Origin of the sequence: Pseudomonas sp. GV071 (assembly GCF_003050835.1) — a bacterium.
Taxonomy (GTDB): Bacteria; Pseudomonadota; Gammaproteobacteria; order Pseudomonadales; family Pseudomonadaceae; genus Aquipseudomonas.
In genome coordinates this window covers 369105-388879 of the sequence record NZ_QAOJ01000005.1, presented here as the reverse complement: position 1 = coordinate 388879, position 19775 = coordinate 369105, and the positions used below count along the sequence as shown (strand labels likewise).

At 55.7% G+C, this 19775-nt stretch carries 15 protein-coding genes, 4 tRNA genes and 1 rRNA gene; all 20 read left to right on the top strand.

All coding sequences use genetic code 11. The features are described 5' to 3' along the window. Positions 1–7 precede the first annotated feature (7 nt). Positions 8–123, top strand: a 5S ribosomal RNA gene (rrf, locus tag C8K61_RS12370). A 201-nt stretch (positions 124–324) separates the two neighbouring features. Further along, positions 325–1278, top strand: coding sequence for a bifunctional biotin--[acetyl-CoA-carboxylase] ligase/biotin operon repressor BirA (gene birA, locus C8K61_RS12365; protein WP_108096547.1), 954 nt, complete (start codon positions 325–327; stop codon positions 1276–1278). Continuing rightward, entirely contained in the window at positions 1268–2014 is a 747-nt protein-coding gene (locus C8K61_RS12360) for a pantothenate kinase (RefSeq protein ID WP_108096546.1), read from the top strand. The genes birA and C8K61_RS12360 overlap by 11 nt, the downstream gene beginning before the upstream one ends. A 7-nt stretch (positions 2015–2021) precedes the next feature. Next, positions 2022–2702 (top strand): SPOR domain-containing protein, encoded by a 681-nt coding sequence (locus C8K61_RS12355; protein WP_108096545.1) that lies wholly within the window; start codon positions 2022–2024, stop codon positions 2700–2702. Between the two features lie 141 nt (positions 2703–2843). After that, positions 2844–2927 (top strand) — tRNA-Tyr (locus C8K61_RS12350). Positions 2928–2951: 24 nt separating this feature from the next. Beyond that, a tRNA-Gly gene (locus C8K61_RS12345) sits at positions 2952–3025 on the top strand. A 27-nt stretch (positions 3026–3052) separates the two neighbouring features. After that, a tRNA-Thr gene (locus C8K61_RS12340) sits at positions 3053–3128 on the top strand. A gap of 84 nt (positions 3129–3212) precedes the next feature. Continuing rightward, a complete protein-coding gene (tuf, locus tag C8K61_RS12335) occupies positions 3213–4406 on the top strand; it encodes an elongation factor Tu (protein ID WP_108096535.1) in 1194 nt (397 codons plus the stop codon). Between the two features lie 52 nt (positions 4407–4458). Continuing rightward, positions 4459–4534: transfer RNA gene (locus C8K61_RS12330), tRNA-Trp, on the top strand. Between the two features lie 49 nt (positions 4535–4583). After that, on the top strand, positions 4584–4952 hold the full coding sequence (secE, locus tag C8K61_RS12325) for a preprotein translocase subunit SecE (protein ID WP_108096544.1): 369 nt from the start codon (positions 4584–4586) through the stop codon (positions 4950–4952). A gap of 9 nt (positions 4953–4961) precedes the next feature. Next, the gene (gene nusG / locus C8K61_RS12320) at positions 4962–5495 is read left to right on the top strand and encodes a transcription termination/antitermination protein NusG (RefSeq protein WP_108096543.1); all 534 of its coding nucleotides are present in this window, start codon (positions 4962–4964) and stop codon (positions 5493–5495) included. A 116-nt stretch (positions 5496–5611) separates the two neighbouring features. After that, positions 5612–6043: a 50S ribosomal protein L11 gene (gene rplK, locus C8K61_RS12315; protein ID WP_108096542.1), complete on the top strand. Its 432-nt coding sequence runs from the start codon at positions 5612–5614 to the stop codon at positions 6041–6043. Then, positions 6043–6738, top strand: a complete 696-nt coding sequence (gene rplA, locus C8K61_RS12310) for a 50S ribosomal protein L1 (RefSeq protein WP_108096541.1) — start codon at positions 6043–6045, stop codon at positions 6736–6738. The genes rplK and rplA overlap by 1 nt, the downstream gene beginning before the upstream one ends. A 200-nt stretch (positions 6739–6938) precedes the next feature. After that, the gene (gene rplJ, locus C8K61_RS12305; protein ID WP_108096540.1) at positions 6939–7439 is read left to right on the top strand and encodes a 50S ribosomal protein L10; all 501 of its coding nucleotides are present in this window, start codon (positions 6939–6941) and stop codon (positions 7437–7439) included. 78 nt (positions 7440–7517) lie between these two features. Further along, positions 7518–7886 (top strand): 50S ribosomal protein L7/L12, encoded by a 369-nt coding sequence (gene rplL / locus C8K61_RS12300; RefSeq protein WP_108096539.1) that lies wholly within the window; start codon positions 7518–7520, stop codon positions 7884–7886. A 221-nt stretch (positions 7887–8107) separates the two neighbouring features. Then, on the top strand, positions 8108–12181 hold the full coding sequence (gene rpoB / locus C8K61_RS12295; protein WP_108096538.1) for a DNA-directed RNA polymerase subunit beta: 4074 nt from the start codon (positions 8108–8110) through the stop codon (positions 12179–12181). A 62-nt stretch (positions 12182–12243) separates the two neighbouring features. Continuing rightward, positions 12244–16437 (top strand): DNA-directed RNA polymerase subunit beta', encoded by a 4194-nt coding sequence (gene rpoC, locus C8K61_RS12290; RefSeq protein WP_108096537.1) that lies wholly within the window; start codon positions 12244–12246, stop codon positions 16435–16437. A 182-nt stretch (positions 16438–16619) separates the two neighbouring features. Then, complete coding sequence (rpsL, locus tag C8K61_RS12285; RefSeq protein WP_003186084.1) at positions 16620–16991, top strand: 30S ribosomal protein S12; 372 nt, start codon at positions 16620–16622, stop codon at positions 16989–16991. 150 nt (positions 16992–17141) lie between these two features. Next, on the top strand, positions 17142–17612 hold the full coding sequence (rpsG, locus tag C8K61_RS12280) for a 30S ribosomal protein S7 (RefSeq protein ID WP_002555493.1): 471 nt from the start codon (positions 17142–17144) through the stop codon (positions 17610–17612). A gap of 30 nt (positions 17613–17642) precedes the next feature. Continuing rightward, positions 17643–19748 (top strand): elongation factor G, encoded by a 2106-nt coding sequence (gene fusA / locus C8K61_RS12275; RefSeq protein ID WP_108096536.1) that lies wholly within the window; start codon positions 17643–17645, stop codon positions 19746–19748. Positions 19749–19775 lie beyond the last annotated feature (27 nt).

Here is a 19775-nt window from a genome sequence, read left to right as displayed (position 1 = left end):
CGAATTGCTTGACGACCATAGAGCGTTGGAACCACCTGATCCCATCCCGAACTCAGTAGTGAAACGACGCATCGCCGATGGTAGTGTGGGGTTTCCCCATGTGAGAGTAGGTCATCGTCAAGCTTAAATTCCAAACCCCTCATTCGCGAAAGCGAGTGGGGGGTTTGTTTTTGTGCCGAGAAAAGTTTCTAGACAGGTACGCCTTCCGGATGCGGATCGACATCCCTGATAACGGCTAATAGCCCTGTTTCTTGTCGGAGATGCTTTCTATGAAATGGTCCAGTGCGCCGCTATGATGCGTGCCTCTTGATTTGGCGATCTCAAATGCTGAAGTTACTGGCGCTTTTACAAGATGGACGATTTCATTCGGGCGAGGCGCTAGGTGCGTCCCTTGGGGTTAGTCGTGCGGCTGTTTGGAAGCAGTTGCAGGAGTTGGAGCTGGCTTCTGGTTTGTCGGTTCATAAGGTGCGTGGGCGAGGTTACTGCCTAGAGACCCCGCTTGTTCTACTTGATGCTGAAAAGCTGCTGAGTAATCCGGGTGGCTGGCGACCACAGGTGCTCGAGAGTGTTGACTCTACTAATGCTGCGGCCTTCCGTTATCTGGAGTCCGGCGAAAAGCCGCCTTTTTTTGTTGTAGCTGAAAGGCAAACGGCGGGCCGCGGCCGCCGCGGGAGGCAGTGGATAAGTCCTTTCGCCGAAAATATCTATTACAGCCTGCTGCTACGTGTCGAAGGTGGAGCGGGCCAGTTGGACGGTCTTAGTTTGGTTGTTGGGCTCGCAGTATTAGCGGCTATACGTGAGGCGGGCGTTGCGGGTGTTGGGCTGAAGTGGCCGAACGACCTCCTGGTTGCTGGACGGAAGGTAGCAGGAATATTGTTGGAAATATCCGGCGATCCTGCAGATGTTTGTCATGTAGTGGTAGGCGTCGGTATCAACGTTAATATGCGTCGCGAGGATTCAATCGATCAGCCGTGGACGTCCCTACGCAACGAGGTTGGCGAAGTGATTGATCGAAATGCGCTTATTAATAGCTTGAGTGCCCATCTGGATCATTATCTCGCGCTGCACCGACAGCAGGGTTTTCAGGCGCTTTGTGCGGACTGGGAGGCTGCTCATCTCTGGCAGGGAAAAGAGGTTCGCCTTTCTGCGGGCGCCCAATTCATTGATGGGCGTGTGCTAGGGGTCGATTTCCGGGGAGCGCTAAGGCTCCTGGTGGATGGCGAGGAGCGTCAGTACAGTGGTGGAGAGCTTAGTTTGAGGTTGCGTGATGATTCTTGAGCTCGACTGCGGAAATAGCTTTATCAAGTGGCGGGTGTTGGATGCACAATCGATCGTCGTGGGTGGCGGTGTAGTCGGCTCGTCTGAGGAGTTGCTTACAGATCTTTTCGCGTTGCCCGGGCTCGCCTTGCGCGCGGCCCGCTTGGTAAGTGTGCGTAGCGATGAAGAAACCTCGGCGCTTACAGAGCTTTTGCTTGAGCGCTTTGGTATCGCTTCTCTGTGCGCTCGCTCAGCTGAGGTTTTGGCTGGCGTCCGTAATGGTTACAGCGATTACCAGCGTCTTGGGCTGGATCGTTGGCTGGCTATACTGGCGGCGTACAAGCTGGCCGGCAAAGCGTGTTTGGTCCTTGATCTGGGTACGGCTGTGACGTCGGATTTTGTCGGTGCAGATGGTGGTCATCTTGGAGGTTTTATCTGTCCAGGTGTGCCGCTGATGCGTAACCAGTTGCGTACCCATACTCGGCGGATTCGATACGATGATGATGCGGCAGAGAGAGCGCTGCAAAAGCTTTCCCCGGGACGCTCTACCGTTGAAGCTGTTGAGCGCGGGTGTTCGTTAATGCTTCGTGGCTTTGTGCAGACTCAGCTTGAACTTGCTCGAGAGTATTGGGGCGACTCCTTCGAAGTGTTTCTCACGGGAGGGGATGCCGGCTCCGTGGAAGAAATCCTGCCCGTCGCGCGTGTGATGCCGGACCTGATTTTTATTGGTTTGGCGATCGCATGTCCCCTGCCTTGAGGTCTTTATGCGTTGGTTGTTTCTCCTTTTTCTTGTCCTGAACCTCTTCTATTACGTCTGGCATCAGCAGCAGGCACCCTTGCGGGCTAAAGAAGTGGCGCCGTTATCCTTACATCAGGAGGTTCGGCAAGATATTCGTTTACTGAGTGAGTCCGGTGGTGCGCAAAGTCGCCGCGAGCATCCTGTTGAGGCTGCCGCGGGCTCCTCTGAAGTGTGTATGTTTTTGGGTGGTTTCGATCAAGAAGACGCCGCCAAATTAGTAGAGCAGCGTTTGATTACCCTCGATATCCAGTCCCAGGTCAGGGTTGTGGATGCGCCGGCCGGTCTGGATTACTGGGTTTATCTACCGCCTCTTGCTTCTCGCCAGGCTTCGTTGCGGCAACTTAAGGAGCTGCAAGCGCGAAAAATCGACAGTTACATCATTACGACAGGAGATCTTTCCAACGGAATCTCCCTGGGGATGTTTCCGCGCAGTGAGTCGGCCGACAGTGTTATGCAGCGTCTGCGCGAGGTGGGCTACGAGCCGCAGATGCGCGAATTGCCGAGGGCTCATCGCAATTTCTGGGTGCGGATTTCTCCTGAAAGTCGCCGCCTAGCTGATGATTCGCTTCTGCAGTCACTCGCTCGAGACTTCAATGGCTTACAACATCAATTAATGCCATGCGAAAGCGTTGCATCGTCGAATTAGTTTGAATAGAATGGCGCCCGCTTTGCAGGGTTGCTCTCTGGGTGAATCTGAAAAGTTGTTGTCGATTGCGCTAACCTCAAGTTTTTTATGAGGAATTGCTTGACAGCAGGGTGGCATACGAAGAGAATGCCGCCTCACTTTGGAGGGGTTCCCGAGTGGCCAAAGGGATCAGACTGTAAATCTGACACGCGAGTTTCGAAGGTTCGAATCCTTCCCCCTCCACCATATTTAGCGTGAGCCGCAAGCTCCGCGGGTATAGTTCAACGGTAGAACCTCAGCCTTCCAAGCTGATGGTGCGGGTTCGATTCCCGCTACCCGCTCCACGTTTGCGGTTTATGTAAAAAGAGTTCGCTCTTGTAGCTCAGTTGGTAGAGCACACCCTTGGTAAGGGTGAGGTCAGCGGTTCGAATCCGCTCAAGAGCTCCATTATTAAGAAGGCAGATATGCAGATATCTGCCTTTGTTTTAATGGTCGCGTGGTTCGCGCACTTAATCGATGGGAGACGCTCTGATGGCTAAAGAAAAGTTTGAACGGAACAAACCGCACGTCAACGTTGGCACCATCGGTCACGTTGACCACGGTAAAACCACTCTGACCGCTGCTCTGACCCGTGTTTGCTCCGAGGTTTTCGGTTCGGCTCGTGTTGACTTCGACAAGATCGACAGCGCTCCAGAAGAAAAAGCTCGTGGTATCACCATCAACACCGCTCACGTTGAATACGATTCGGCCGTGCGTCACTACGCACACGTTGACTGCCCAGGTCACGCCGACTACGTAAAAAACATGATCACCGGTGCTGCTCAGATGGACGGCGCTATCCTGGTTTGCTCGGCCGCTGATGGTCCGATGCCGCAAACCCGTGAGCACATCCTGCTGTCCCGTCAGGTTGGCGTTCCTTACATCGTTGTCTTCCTGAACAAGGCTGACATGGTGGATGACGCTGAGCTGCTGGAACTGGTTGAGATGGAAGTTCGCGACCTGCTGAGCACTTACGAGTTCCCGGGCGACGACACCCCGATCATCATCGGTTCGGCTCTGATGGCTCTGAACGGCCAAGACGACAACGAAATGGGCACTACCGCTGTTAAGAAGCTGGTAGAGACTCTGGATAGCTACATTCCTGAGCCGGTCCGCGTTATCGACAAGCCATTCCTGATGCCAATCGAGGACGTATTCTCGATCTCCGGTCGCGGTACCGTAGTTACCGGTCGTATCGAGCGCGGTATCGTCAAGGTTCAAGAAGCTCTGGAAATCGTTGGTCTGCGTGACACCACTCAGACTACCTGCACCGGCGTTGAAATGTTCCGCAAACTGCTCGACGAAGGTCGTGCTGGCGAGAACTGCGGCGTTCTGCTGCGTGGTACCAAGCGTGAAGACGTTGAGCGTGGTCAAGTACTGGCCAAGCCGGGTTCGGTTAAGCCGCACACCAAGTTCGAAGCTGAGGTTTACATCCTGAGCAAAGACGAAGGTGGTCGTCACACCCCGTTCTTCAAAGGATACCGTCCTCAGTTCTACTTCCGTACTACCGACGTAACTGGTAGCTGCGAACTGCCGGAAGGCGTTGAGATGGTAATGCCAGGCGACAACATCAAGATGGTTGTTACCTTGATCAAGTCGATCGCCATGGAAGATGGTCTGCGTTTCGCGATTCGCGAAGGCGGCCGTACCGTTGGCGCTGGCGTTGTTGCCAAAATCATCGAGTAATCGTTGATAAGTCCCCATCAGGCCGGCATAATGGTCGGCCTGATTTTGTTTTAGGTCAGTAGCTCAATTGGCAGAGCGACGGTCTCCAAAACCGTAGGTTGGGGGTTCGATTCCCTCCTGACCTGCCAGTTTTACCAAGAAGTTAAAACTGGCACGTCTTTCACAGGATCCTCGTAAATGACTGTTAAGGCTGAAGCCAAAGATTCGCGCTTTGATCTGCTTAAGTGGCTTGTTGTTGCTGCTTTGGTGGTTGTTGGCGTGGTTGGCAATCAGTTCTTCTCTGGTGAGCCGATTCTGTACCGTGTCCTCGGTCTGCTGGCGCTTGCGGCTGTTGCTGCATTTGTTGGCCTGCAAACCGCTAAAGGGCAGGCATTTTTCGGGCTCGCTAAAGAAGCTCGGGTTGAAATTCGTAAGGTCGTTTGGCCAACCCGCCAGGAAACCACGCAAACCACGCTTATCGTTGTGGCTGTTGTGTTGGTGATGGCGCTGTTGTTGTGGGGGCTTGACTCCCTGCTAGGCTGGCTTGTTTCCATGATTGTTGGTTGAAGGTGTCCCGTGGCTAAGCGTTGGTACGTTGTGCATGCTTACTCGGGTTACGAGAAGCATGTAATGCGCTCTTTGATTGAGCGCGTCAAGCTGGCCGGCATGGAAGATGGGTTCGGCGAGATTCTGGTTCCCACTGAAGAAGTGGTTGAGATGCGTAATGGCCAGAAGCGCAAAAGTGAACGCAAGTTCTTCCCCGGTTATGTTCTGGTGCAGATGGACATGAACGAAGGCACTTGGCACTTGGTCAAGGACACGCCTCGGGTCATGGGTTTCATTGGCGGTACCGCTGATAAGCCTGCGCCAATCACTGATAAAGAGGCTGATGCAATTCTGCGTCGTGTTGCTGATGGTAGCGACAAGCCGAAGCCGAAAACCCTGTTTGAACCAGGTGAGATGGTCCGCGTAATTGACGGTCCTTTCGCTGACTTCAGCGGTGTTGTCGAAGAAGTGAACTATGAGAAAAGCCGGATTCAGGTGGCTGTGACCATTTTTGGTCGCTCCACGCCGGTTGAGCTGGAGTTTAGTCAGGTCGAAAAGGCATAACTGACAAAGCATCCCGTACCCCGCAGCCTCAGGCTGCGGGGTTTTGTCGTCACTGGGATAAACACGTAAGTAACCCGGGGAGCCGCAAGGCGTTAGAACCCGAATTGGAGTAGCTAATGGCTAAGAAAATCACGGCTTATATCAAGCTGCAAGTAAAGGCTGCACAAGCTAACCCGAGCCCGCCCGTTGGTCCGGCTCTTGGTCAGCATGGCGTGAACATCATGGAATTCTGCAAGGCGTTCAACGCCAAGACTCAGGGCATGGAACCTGGTCTGCCGACTCCAGTGATCATCACTGTTTATAGCGACCGTAGCTTCACCTTTGAAACCAAAAGCACCCCTGCTTCGGTTCTGCTGAAGAAAGCTGCTGGTCTGACTAGCGGTTCGGCTCGTCCGAACAGCGTCAAGGTTGGCACCGTTACCCGTGCTCAGCTCGAAGAGATCGCCAAAACCAAACAGGCTGATCTGACCGCTGCTGATATGGATGCAGCCGTGCGTACTATCGCCGGTTCTGCTCGCAGCATGGGCCTCAACGTGGAGGGTGTGTAATGGCTAAGTTGACCAAACGCCAAAAGGCTATCGCCGAGAAAATCGTCGCTGGTAAGTCTTACGGTTTTGAAGAAGCGGCCACCCTGCTGGGCGAGCTGTCGAAAGTTAAGTTCACCGAGTCGTTCGACATCGCTGTGAACCTGGGCGTTGACCCACGTAAATCCGACCAGGTTGTACGTAGCGCTACCGTTCTGCCGCACGGCACCGGTAAAACCGTACGCGTTGCTGTGTTCACCCAGGGCCCGGCTGCTGAAGCTGCTCTGGCTGCCGGTGCTGATCGCGTTGGTATGGACGAACTGGCTGCTGAAATGAAAGCGGGCGAGCTGAACTACGACGTAGTGATCGCTTCCCCGGACGCCATGCGCGTTGTCGGCCAGCTGGGTCAGATCCTCGGTCCACGTGGTCTGATGCCTAACCCGAAAGTTGGTACCGTAACTCCAGACGTAGCCACTGCCGTGAAAAACGCCAAGGCTGGTCAGGTTCGTTATCGCACCGACAAAAACGGCATCATCCACACTTCCGTCGGCAAAGTTGGCTTTGACGCCATCAAGCTGAAGGAAAACGTTGAAGCTCTGATCGCTGATCTCAAGCGCATCAAGCCAGCTTCTTCGAAAGGTATCTATGTTAAGCGCGTAACCCTGAGCACCACTATGGGCCCAGGTCTGATTATCGATCAGGGCTCGCTGAACGCGTAAGACATATCAGTCGGAGCGAGCGATCGCTCCGGTTGTTGAAAGATTGGGGTCCCTGCCTGGCGGGGGCTATCCAAGACCGTAGGCGACGTAAGTCTTAAACCTCAAGCCTACGCAGATGGTGCTCCCGGTTCCTTACGGAATCTGACACCAAACGACATCCGGCCTCGGTTGGATGAAACGTAACAAGCAGGAGTTAACCCGTGGCAATTAAACTCGAAGACAAGAAGGCCATCGTCGCTGAAGTCAACGAGGCTGCCAAAGTCGCTCTGTCCGCTGTCGTGGCTGATGCCCGTGGTGTGACAGTAGGCGCAATGACCGGACTCCGTAAAGAGGCTCGTGAAGCTGGCGTTTACGTACGTGTTGTACGTAACACCTTGCTCAAGCGCGCTGTTGCCGGCACTCAATATGACGTGCTCAACGACGTGTTCACTGGCCCGACCCTGGTTGCATTCTCGAACGAACATCCTGGCGCTGCTGCCCGTTTGTTCAAAGAGTTCGCCAAAGGTCAGGATAAGTTCGAGATCAAGGCAGCTGCGTTCGAGGGCAAGTTCCTCGCAGCTAATCAGATCGACGTACTGGCAAGCCTGCCGACCCGTGACGAAGCAATTTCTCAGCTGATGAGCGTGATTCAAGGCGCTACCAGCAAATTGGCTCGTACTCTGGCGGCCCTTCGCGACCAGAAAGAAGCTGCCGCAGCCTAAGGCTGAGCAACTCCTTTCGCGTTTATTGTTTATTTCGATGGCCGCGTAGGCTGTCACCCCAATACAGGAATTAGAGTCATGGCTCTGTCTAATCAAGAAATCATCGACGCAATCGGCGAGAAATCCGTTCTGGAAATCGTTGAGCTGATCAAAGCAATGGAAGAGAAGTTCGGCGTTAGCGCTGCAGCTGCTTCCGCTGGCCCAGCTGCTGGCCCGGCTGCTGTTGTTGAAGAACAAACCGAATTCAACGTAATGCTGCTTGAATCCGGCGAGAAGAAAGTAAACGTGATCAAGGTCGTTCGTGAACTGACCGGTCTGGGTCTGAAAGAAGCTAAAGCCGTTGTTGACAGCGCTCCTGGCATTGTCAAAGAAGGCGTGTCGAAAGACGAAGCTGAAGCTGCTAAGAAAGCCCTGGAAGAAGCAGGCGCCAAAGTCGAGCTCAAGTAAGCGACGACCTTGCGTCTACAGCCCAAGCGTTAAGCGAAAGGCTGATGGCTGGTGGCTTTTGCCACCGGCCTTTTTCCGTTATAGGCCGACCTTCGAGGGTTGGCCTGTAGCTGAAGCAGTAACCGCCCTGAGGGGTGGCGCAAACTGAGAGTTTGCAAGATTTTCTGGCTGCTCCCGTCGGGAGGAGCCAAATAAGCAGGTGACCAAGCTGGGGAACGCTGATGGCTTACTCATATACTGAGAAAAAACGTATCCGCAAGGACTTTAGCAAGTTGCCGGATGTCATGGATGTGCCTTATCTCCTGGCCATCCAGCTGGATTCGTATCGCGAATTCCTGCAGGCGGGAGCTACAAAGGATCAGTTCCGCGACATCGGCCTGCATGCGGCCTTCAAGTCCGTTTTCCCGATTATCAGCTATTCCGGCAATGCTGCTCTGGAATATGTCGGTTATCGCCTGGGCGAACCGGCATTTGACGTGAAAGAGTGCGTGCTGCGTGGCGTGACATTCGCCGTGCCGCTGCGGGTAAAAGTCCGTCTGATCATTTTCGATAAGGAATCGTCGAACAAAGCGATCAAGGACATCAAAGAGCAAGAAGTTTACATGGGGGAAATCCCCCTGATGACCGAGAACGGTACCTTCGTTATCAACGGTACCGAGCGCGTCATCGTGTCCCAGCTGCACCGTTCCCCAGGTGTGTTCTTCGACCACGACCGTGGCAAGACTCACAGCTCGGGCAAGCTGCTGTACTCCGCGCGCATCATTCCTTACCGCGGTTCGTGGTTGGACTTCGAGTTCGATCCGAAAGACGCTGTATTCGTACGTATTGACCGTCGTCGCAAACTGCCGGCGTCCGTACTGCTGCGCGCGCTGGGTTACACCACTGAGCAAGTGCTCGATGCGTTCTACGCGACCAACGTGTTCCACGTACAGGGTGAGAATCTCAGCCTGGAACTGGTACCGCAGCGTCTGCGTGGCGAAATTGCTGTTCTCGACATCAAGGACGAGAAGGGCAAGGTTATCGTTGAGCAAGGTCGCCGTATTACTGCGCGCCACATCAACCAGTTGGACAAATCCGGGATCAAGACCCTGGAAGTGCCGCTGGACTACGTGATCGGTCGCACCACTGCGAAAGCTATCGTGCACCCGGCCACCGGCGAAATCATCGCCGAATGCAACACCGAGCTGAACACCGAGATCCTGGCCAAGATTGCCAAGGCTCAGGTCGTACGTATCGAAACGTTGTACACCAACGACATCGACTGCGGTCCGTTCATCTCCGACACCCTGAAAATCGACGGCACTACCAATCAACTGGAAGCGCTGGTCGAGATCTATCGCATGATGCGTCCAGGCGAGCCACCTACCAAGGATGCCGCCGAGACCCTGTTCAACAACCTGTTCTTCAGCGCCGAGCGCTACGACCTGTCTGCTGTAGGTCGCATGAAGTTCAACCGTCGTATCGGTCGTACCGAAATCGAAGGTTCGGGCGTGTTGAGCAAGGAAGACATCGTCGAAGTTCTCAAGACCCTGGTCGACATCCGTAACGGCAAAGGCATCGTCGATGACATCGACCACCTGGGCAACCGTCGCGTGCGTTGTGTTGGCGAGATGGCCGAGAACCAGTTCCGCGTTGGCCTGGTGCGTGTAGAGCGTGCGGTCAAAGAGCGTCTGTCGATGGCTGAAAGCGAAGGCCTGATGCCGCAAGACCTGATCAACGCCAAGCCAGTTGCTGCGGCGGTGAAAGAGTTCTTCGGTTCCAGCCAGCTCTCGCAGTTCATGGACCAGAACAACCCGCTGTCCGAGATCACCCACAAGCGCCGCGTCTCTGCTCTCGGCCCAGGTGGTTTGACTCGTGAGCGTGCTGGCTTCGAAGTTCGTGACGTACACCCGACGCACTACGGTCGCGTATGCCCGATCGAAACGCCGGAAGGTCCGAACATCGGTCTGATCAACTCCTTGGCAGCCTATGCCCGCACCAACCAGTACGGCTTCCTGGAAAGCCCGTACCGTGTGGTGAAGGACACCCTGGTTACTGACGAAATCGTGTTCCTCTCGGCTATCGAAGAGGCAGATCACGTGATCGCTCAGGCGTCGGCAACGATGAACCAGAAAGGTCAGTTGGTTGATGAGCTGGTAGCTGTTCGTCACTTGAACGAGTTCACCGTCAAAGTGCCGGAAGACGTCACGCTGATGGACGTTTCGCCGAAGCAGGTTGTGTCTGTCGCCGCTTCGCTGATCCCGTTCCTCGAGCACGACGACGCCAACCGTGCGTTGATGGGTTCGAACATGCAGCGTCAGGCTGTTCCGACTCTGCGTTCGGACAAGCCGCTGGTTGGTACCGGCATGGAGCGCAACGTTGCGCGCGACTCCGGCGTTTGCGTCGTGGCTCGTCGTGGTGGTGTGATCGACTCCGTCGACGCCAGCCGTATCGTGGTTCGTGTTGCTGATGACGAAGTTGAAACTGGCGAAGCCGGTGTCGACATCTACAACCTGACCAAATACACCCGTTCGAACCAGAACACCTGCATCAACCAGCGTCCGCTGGTGAGCAAAGGTGACAAGGTTGAGCGCAGCGACATCCTGGCTGACGGTCCGTCCACCGATATGGGTGAGCTGGCACTGGGTCAGAACATGCGCATCGCGTTCATGGCCTGGAACGGTTACAACTTCGAAGACTCCATCCTCCTCTCGGAGCGTGTGGTGCAAGAAGACCGTTTCACCACGATCCACATCCAGGAACTGACCTGTGTGGCACGTGATACCAAGCTTGGGCCAGAAGAGATCACTTCGGACATTCCGAACGTGGGCGAAGCTGCGCTGAACAAGCTGGACGAGGCCGGTATCGTTTACGTGGGTGCTGAAGTTGGCGCTGGCGACATTCTGGTGGGCAAGGTCACTCCGAAAGGCGAGACCCAACTGACCCCGGAAGAGAAGCTGCTGCGCGCGATCTTCGGTGAGAAGGCTTCCGACGTTAAAGACACGTCCCTGCGCGTACCGACTGGTACCAAAGGCACTGTCATTGACGTACAGGTCTTCACCCGTGATGGCGTAGAGCGTGATGCTCGTGCGCTGTCGATCGAGAAGATGCAGCTCGACGAGATCCGTAAGGACCTCAACGAGGAGTTCCGCATTGTTGAAGGTGCAACCTTCGAGCGTCTGCGTTCCGCCCTGGTTGGCAAGAAAGCCGAAGGCGGTGCCGGTCTGAAGAAAGGCGCCGAGATCACCGACGAGTTCCTCGACGGCCTCGAGCGTGGTCAGTGGTTCAAGCTGCGTATGGCTGAAGATGCTCTGAACGAGCAGCTTGAGAAAGCGCAGGCTTACATCGTTGATCGCCGTCAGCTGCTGGACGACAAGTTCGAAGACAAGAAGCGCAAACTGCAGCAAGGCGATGACCTGGCTCCGGGCGTGCTGAAGATCGTCAAGGTTTACCTGGCAATCCGTCGTCGCATCCAACCGGGCGACAAGATGGCCGGTCGTCACGGTAACAAGGGTGTGGTCTCCGTGATCATGCCGGTTGAAGACATGCCGCACGATGCCTATGGCACCCCGGTCGACATCGTTCTCAACCCGCTGGGCGTACCTTCGCGTATGAACGTTGGTCAGATTCTTGAAACCCACCTGGGCCTCGCGGCCAAAGGTCTGGGCGAGAAGATCAACCGCATGCTCGAAGAGCAGCGCAAGGTTGCTGAGCTGCGTAAGTTCCTGCACCAGATCTACAACGAGATCGGTGGCCGTCAAGAAACTCTGGCAGACCTGTCTGACCAAGAGATTCTGGACCTGGCGAAGAACCTGCGTGGCGGCGTGCCGATGGCAACTCCGGTGTTCGACGGTGCCAAGGAAAGCGAAATCAAGGCCATGCTGAAACTGGCAGACCTGCCAGAAAGCGGCCAGATGCAGCTGTTCGACGGCCGTACCGGCAACCAGTTCGAGCGTCGTGTGACCGTTGGCTACATGTACATGCTGAAACTGAACCACCTGGTGGACGACAAGATGCACGCTCGTTCTACCGGTTCCTACAGCCTGGTTACCCAGCAGCCGCTGGGTGGTAAGGCGCAGTTCGGTGGTCAGCGCTTCGGGGAAATGGAAGTTTGGGCGTTGGAAGCATACGGCGCTGCGTACACCCTGCAGGAAATGCTGACCGTTAAGTCGGATGACGTGAACGGCCGTACCAAGATGTACAAAAACATCGTGGACGGTGATCACCGTATGGAGCCGGGCATGCCCGAGTCCTTCAACGTGTTGATCAAAGAAATCCGTTCGCTCGGTATCGATATCGATCTGGAAACCGAATAACACGAAGCGCAATGGGAGCGGGGCTGTAGAGCCCGCTCCTTGCTCCGCCAGGAGGAAAGGCCTTGAAAGACCTACTGAATTTGCTGAAAAACCAGGGTCAAGTCGAAGAGTTCGATGCCATCCGTATTGGGTTGGCCTCGCCAGAGATGATCCGTTCGTGGTCCTTCGGTGAAGTTAAAAAGCCGGAAACCATCAACTACCGTACGTTCAAACCTGAGCGTGACGGCCTGTTCTGCGCCAAGATCTTTGGCCCAGTAAAGGACTACGAGTGCCTGTGCGGTAAGTACAAGCGCCTGAAGCACCGCGGTGTGATCTGCGAGAAGTGCGGCGTTGAAGTCGCCCTGGCCAAGGTTCGTCGTGAGCGCATGGCGCACATCGAACTGGCTTCGCCGGTTGCCCACATCTGGTTCCTGAAATCGCTGCCGTCCCGTATCGGCCTGCTGCTGGACATGACCCTGCGTGATATCGAGCGCGTTCTCTACTTCGAGAGCTACGTCGTTATCGATCCGGGCATGACCACCCTGGAAAAGGGTCAGCTGCTGAACGACGAGCAGTACTTCGAAGCCATCGAAGAGTTCGGTGACGACTTCGACGCCCGCATGGGTGCCGAGGCTGTCCGCGAGCTGCTGACTGCTATCGACCTGGAGCACGAGATCGGCCGCCTGCGCGAAGAGATTCCGCAGACCAACTCGGAAACCAAGATCAAGAAACTGTCCAAGCGTCTGAAGTTGATGGAAGCCTTCCAGGGCTCCGGCAACCACCCAGAATGGATGGTGCTGACCGTTCTGCCGGTTCTGCCGCCAGATCTGCGTCCGTTGGTACCGTTGGATGGCGGTCGTTTCGCGACTTCCGACCTCAACGATTTGTATCGTCGAGTGATCAACCGCAACAACCGTCTGAAGCGCCTGCTCGATCTGTCCGCGCCGGACATCATCGTGCGCAACGAAAAGCGCATGCTGCAGGAAGCGGTTGACGCCTTGCTCGACAACGGCCGTCGCGGTCGCGCCATCACTGGCTCGAACAAGCGTCCGCTGAAATCCTTGGCCGACATGATCAAGGGTAAGCAAGGTCGTTTCCGTCAGAACTTGCTCGGTAAGCGCGTGGACTACTCCGGTCGTTCGGTTATTACCGTAGGCCCGACTCTGCGTCTGCATCAGTGCGGTCTGCCGAAGAAGATGGCCCTCGAGCTGTTCAAACCGTTCATTTTCGGCAAGTTGGAAATGCGTGGCCTGGCCACCACCATCAAAGCCGCTAAGAAAATGGTTGAGCGCGAGCTGCCGGAAGTTTGGGACGTTCTCGCTGAAGTGATTCGCGAACACCCCGTACTCCTCAACCGTGCACCGACCCTTCACCGTCTGGGTATCCAGGCGTTTGAACCGGTTCTGATCGAAGGTAAAGCTATTCAGCTGCACCCGCTGGTCTGCGCCGCGTACAACGCCGACTTCGACGGCGACCAAATGGCCGTGCACGTACCGCTGACACTGGAAGCCCAGTTGGAAGCGCGCGCGTTGATGATGTCGACCAACAACATTCTGTCGCCAGCCAACGGTGAGCCAATCATCGTTCCGTCGCAGGACGTTGTACTGGGTCTGTATTACATGACCCGTGAAGCGATCAACGCCAAAGGCGAAGGTCGTGTGTTTGCTGACCTGCAGGAAGTCGACCGCGTGTTCCGCGCCGGCGAAGCAGCGCTGCACGCCAAAGTCAAGGTGCGTATCAACGAGGTCATCAAAGACCGCGATGGCAGCATCACCAAGAACACCCGCATCGTCGACACCACTGTCGGCCGCGCGCTGCTGTTCCAAGTTGTTCCGGCCGGCCTGGCGTATGACGTGGTCAACCAGCCGATGAAGAAGAAGGCGATCTCCAAGCTGATCAACCAGTGCTACCGCACCGTTGGCTTGAAAGACACCGTGATCTTCGCTGACCAACTGATGTACACCGGTTTCGCCTACTCGACTATCTCCGGCGTTTCCATCGGCGTGAATGACTTCGTCATCCCTGATGAAAAAGCTCGCATCATTGATGCCGCTACCGAAGAAGTTAAGGAAATCGAAAGCCAGTACGCCTCCGGCCTGGTAACCCAGGGCGAGAAGTACAACAAGGTGATCGACCTCTGGTCCAAGGCCAACGACGAAGTGTCGAAGGCGATGATGGCGAACCTCTCGAAAGAGAAAGTGATCGACCGTCACGGCAAGGAAGTGGATCAGGAGTCCTTCAACTCCATGTACATGATGGCTGACTCCGGTGCCCGGGGTTCGGCAGCTCAGATTCGTCAGTTGGCCGGTATGCGTGGTCTGATGGCCAAGCCGGACGGCTCGATCATCGAGACGCCGATCACCGCGAACTTCCGTGAAGGCCTGAGCGTACTGCAGTACTTCATCTCCACTCACGGTGCTCGTAAAGGTCTCGCGGATACCGCGTTGAAAACTGCGAACTCCGGTTACCTGACTCGCCGTCTGGTAGACGTGGCGCAAGACTTGGTGGTTACCGAGATCGATTGCGGCACCGAACACGGCCTGCTGATGACTCCGCACATTGAAGGCGGTGACGTGGTTGAGCCGCTGGGTGAGCGCGTGCTGGGTCGAGTAATCGCCCGTGACGTATTCAAGCCAGGCACCGAAGACATCATCGTGCCGGCTGGCACCCTGGTCGACGAGCAGTGGGTTGAATTCATCGAGCTGAACAGCATCGACGAAGTGATCGTGCGCTCGCCAATCAGCTGCGAAACTCGCTACGGCATCTGCGCCAAGTGCTACGGCCGCGATCTGGCCCGTGGTCACCAGGTGAACATCGGTGAAGCTGTCGGCGTAATCGCTGCTCAGTCGATCGGTGAGCCGGGTACCCAGCTGACGATGCGTACGTTCCACATCGGTGGTGCGGCAAGTCGGACCTCGGCTGCTGACAGCGTTCAGGTTAAGAACGGCGGCACTATCCGCCTGCACAACCTGAAACACGTTGAGCGTGCTGACGGCAATCTGGTTGCAGTATCGCGTTCCGGTGAGTTGGCTGTAGCCGACGAGTTCGGTCGTGAGCGTGAGCGTTACAAGCTGCCTTACGGTGCTGTTATTTCCGTCAAGGAAGGCGACAAAGTGGATGCCGGCGCTATCGTCGCCAAGTGGGATCCGCACACCCACCCGATCGTTACCGAAATGAAAGGTACCGTGACGTACGTGGGCATGGAAGAAGGCATCACCATCAAGCGTCAGACTGACGAATTGACGGGTTTGACCAACATCGAAGTACTGGATCCGAAAGATCGTCCAGCTGCCGGCAAAGACATCCGTCCTGCTGTGAAGATGGTTGGCGTAGATGGCAAAGACTTGCTGCTGCCAGGTACCGACGTACCGGCTCAGTACTTCCTGCCAGCGAACGCTCTGGTCGGTGTGGCGGATGGTGCGCAAGTGGGCGTGGGTGATGTTATCGCTCGTATCCCGCAAGAAACTTCGAAAACTCGCGACATCACCGGTGGTCTGCCGCGTGTTGCCGACCTGTTCGAAGCGCGTCGTCCGAAAGAAGCGTCGATCCTGGCTGAAGTCAGCGGCACCATTGCGTTCGGTAAAGAAACCAAAGGCAAGCGCCGTCTGGTCATCACCCCGAACGACGGTAGCGATCCGTACGAGGAGCTGATTCCGAAGTGGCGTCACCTGAACGTCTTCGAAGGCGAACAAGTGAACCGCGGCGAAGTTATCTCCGATGGTCCAAGCGATCCGCACGACATCTTGCGTCTGTTGGGTGTGAGCGCGCTGGCCAAGTACATCGTCAACGAGATCCAGGACGTTTACCGCCTGCAGGGCGTGAAGATCAACGACAAGCACATCGAGACCATCCTGCGTCAGATGCTGCGTAAAGTTGAGATCACCGAATCCGGCGACTCCAGCTTCATCAAGGGCGACCAGATGGAACTGACCCACGTCCTGGGCGAGAACGAGCGTCTGAGCACGGAAGATAAGTTCATCTCCAAGTTCGATCGCGTTCTGCTGGGTATCACCAAGGCATCGCTGTCCACCGAATCGTTCATCTCCGCGGCTTCCTTCCAGGAAACCACCCGCGTCCTCACTGAGGCGGCGGTTACCGGCAAGCGTGACTTCCTGCGCGGCCTGAAAGAGAACGTGGTGGTCGGTCGTCTGATTCCGGCCGGTACTGGTCTGGCTTATCACAGCGAGCGTAAGCGTCGTCGTGATGCCGGCAAGCCGGTTCAAGTGAGCGCCAGCGAAGCTGAAGCTCAACTGTCGGAAGCATTGAACAACCTGTAATTACTACGGGTTGCCAATCGAGTCGGGGCCCGGTGAAGCGTAAAGCGTCACCGGGCCTTGTCTTGACGGGGTGTCAGAAGCTCTTTAGACTCTTGTACCCCTAAATTTGGCGGGACTGTTGTCCTGCCATTTTGTTTTTCCTGTAAGACAATAGCGTCGAAAGACAACAGTGGAGCTAGTAGATGGCAACTATCAACCAGCTGGTACGTCAGCCGCGTAAGCGTATCGTCGAGAAATCCGACGTTCCTGCGCTGCAGAACTGCCCGCAACGTCGTGGCGTATGCACCCGTGTGTATACCACCACGCCGAAAAAACCTAACTCGGCACTGCGTAAAGTATGCCGTGTGCGTCTGACCAACGGTTTCGAGGTTTCCTCGTACATCGGCGGTGAAGGCCACAACCTGCAAGAGCACAGCGTGGTACTGATCCGCGGCGGTCGTGTAAAAGACTTGCCAGGTGTTCGTTACCACACCGTTCGCGGTTCCCTGGATACTTCCGGTGTTAAAGGTCGTAACCAAGGCCGTTCGAAGTACGGTACCAAGCGTCCGAAGTAAGTGTGGCGTCCGAGTGATCGGTCGTTTCACCCAAAATAGATTTTCATTTTTCTGAGTCGATAAGAGTAAGGTCGGGCGTTCAACCCAGGATTGTCATCCAGAGGTTTTATTGTTCCCGGGCTAACCTGAAGACCGTTTGAGGGCTTATCCATGCCAAGAAGACGTGTAGCAGCCAAGCGCGAAGTGCTTGACGATCCAAAATACGGTAGCCAGATCCTGGCCAAGTTCATGAACCACGTAATGGAAAGCGGCAAGAAAGCCGTTGCCGAGCGTATCGTTTATGGCGCCCTGGAAAAGGTTAAAGAGCGTAAGAACAGCGATCCCCTGGAAATCTTCGAGAAAGCTCTCGACGCCATCGCTCCGCTGGTCGAAGTGAAGTCGCGCCGTGTAGGCGGTGCTACTTACCAGGTTCCGGTCGAAGTTCGTCCGTCCCGTCGTAACGCCCTGGCCATGCGCTGGCTGGTGGATTTCGCCCGTAAGCGTGGCGAGAAATCCATGGCCCTGCGTTTGGCTGGCGAGCTGTTGGATGCTGCTGAAGGCAAAGGTGCTGCAGTTAAGAAGCGTGAAGACGTGCACCGTATGGCTGAAGCCAACAAAGCGTTTTCGCACTACCGCTTCTAAATTCAGCGCTTCTAATATTGCGAGGGCTTTATGGCTCGTCTTACACCGATTTCCCGCTACCGTAACATCGGTATCGTCGCGCACGTGGATGCTGGCAAAACCACTACCACTGAGCGCGTGCTTTTTTACACTGGCGTGAACCACAAAATGGGCGAGGTGCATGATGGCGCCGCGACCATGGACTGGATGGTTCAGGAGCAGGAGCGCGGTATTACCATTACCTCCGCTGCTACTACTGCGTTCTGGTCTGGCTCCGTCAAGCAGCACAAAGACAGCTACCGCTTCAACATCATCGATACCCCCGGGCACGTTGACTTCACCATCGAAGTAGAGCGCTCGCTGCGCGTACTCGACGGCGCGGTCGTGGTGTTCTGTGGTACTTCGGGTGTTGAGCCGCAGTCGGAAACCGTATGGCGTCAAGCCAACAAATACGGCGTTCCGCGTCTTGTGTACGTGAACAAGATGGACCGTGCTGGCGCAAACTTCCTGCGCGTAGTTGGTCAGATCAAGCAGCGTCTGGGTCACACTCCGGTGCCAATCCAATTGGCTATCGGTGCTGAAGACAACTTCCAGGGTCAGATCGATCTGATGACCATGGAAGCTGTTTACTGGGATGACGCCGACAAGGGCATGGCCCCTCGTCGCGAAGCAATCCCGGCCGAGCTGCAAGAGTTGGCTAACGAGTGGCGCAGCAACATGATTGAAGCTGCCGCTGAAGCCAACGAAGAGCTGATGAACAAGTACCTCGAAGGTGAAGAGCTCACCAACGAGGAAATCAAGGCCGCTCTGCGTCAGCGTACCATCGCTGGCGAAATCGTCCTGGCTGTTTGCGGTTCTTCGTTCAAGAACAAGGGTGTTCCCCTGGTTCTCGACGCCGTTGTTGATTACCTGCCGGCCCCGGTCGACATTCCTGCCATCAAGGGTTCCGACCCGGATGACGAGACTGTTGAGATGGAGCGTCACGCAGACGACAGCGAGCCGTTCTCGGCTCTGGCGTTCAAGATCGCTACCGACCCATTCGTGGGTACTTTGACCTTTGCTCGCGTTTACTCGGGTGTGTTGAGCTCCGGCGACGGTGTGATCAACTCGGTTAAAGGCAAGAAAGAGCGCGTGGGCCGTATGGTGCAAATGCACGCAAACACCCGCGAAGAGATCAAAGAAGTACGCGCTGGCGACATCGCTGCTCTGATCGGTATGAAGGACGTCACCACTGGTGACACCCTCTGCTCTGCTGACAAGCCGATCATCCTGGTTCGCATGGACTTCCCGGAGCCGGTTATTTCGGTTGCCGTTGAGCCTAAGACTAAGGATGACCAGGAAAAAATGGGTATCGCTCTGGGCAAGCTTGCTCAGGAAGACCCATCGTTCCGCGTCAAGACCGACGAAGAGACTGGCCAGACCATCATCTCCGGTATGGGCGAGTTGCACCTGGATATTCTCGTCGACCGCATGAAGCGCGAGTTCGGTGTAGAAGCCAACATCGGTAAGCCGCAGGTTTCCTACCGCGAGAAGATCTCCAAGAGCTGTGAGATCGAAGGCAAGTTCGTTCGCCAGTCCGGCGGTCGTGGCCAGTTTGGTCACTGCTGGATTCGCTTCGCACCGGCTGACGAAGGTCAGGAAGGTCTGGAGTTCGTCAACGAAGTTGTGGGTGGTGTGGTTCCGAAGGAGTACATCCCGGCGATCCAGAAGGGTATCGAAGAGCAGATGAAGAACGGCGTTGTTGCCGGCTATCCGCTGATCGGCCTGAAGGCTACCGTGTTTGATGGTTCCTACCACGACGTCGACTCCAACGAGATGGCGTTCAAAATCGCAGCTTCCATGGCGACCAAGCAGCTGGCCCAGAAGGGCGGCGGTGTTGTGCTTGAGCCGATCATGAAAGTTGAAGTGGTAACCCCGGAAGATTACATGGGTGACGTGATGGGTGACCTGAACCGTCGTCGTGGTCTGATCCAGGGTATGGAAGATACGGTTTCGGGCAAGGTTATCCGCGCCGAAGTGCCGTTGGGTGAGATGTTCGGTTATGCGACCGACGTCCGTTCCATGTCTCAGGGTCGCGCAAGCTACTCCATGGAATTCTCCAAATACTCCGAAGCTCCGTCGAACATCGTCGAAGCTCTGATCAAAAAACAAGGCTGATATCAGCCCCTTTAGGCAAGGAGTTTA